This window comes from Novosphingobium sp. UBA1939, assembly GCF_002336885.1.
GTDB lineage: Bacteria > Pseudomonadota > Alphaproteobacteria > Sphingomonadales > Sphingomonadaceae > Novosphingobium.
This window is the reverse complement of the sequence record NZ_DDFB01000086.1, coordinates 1-215: the sequence shown is the minus strand read 5'-3', so window position 1 is coordinate 215 and position 215 is coordinate 1. Positions and strand designations below refer to the sequence as shown.

1 protein-coding gene is annotated in these 215 nt (G+C 77.7%); it reads right to left on the bottom strand.

Annotated elements, in window-relative coordinates:
• On the bottom strand, positions 1–215 hold a 215-nt coding region (locus tag B3547_RS11630; protein ID WP_292963262.1), incomplete at both ends, for a cobalamin biosynthesis protein.

Below are 215 nucleotides of genomic sequence, written 5' to 3'. Positions count from 1 at the left end.
CGGCGGTATCGCGCCCCACGATCATGCCCACGGCCTTGCGCGCGGCCGGCAGGTCATCGCGCGCCAGCGCCGCGATGACCGGTCGCACGTGGTCGTCCAAGCTGCGCTGCGCCAGTGCGGGCCAGGCGGCCAGCGCGAGCAGAGGCCAGGCCAGTGGCCCCGCCGCCCAGCGGATCGCGTGCTCCACCGCCAGCGCGCCTAGCGCCGCAGCGGCG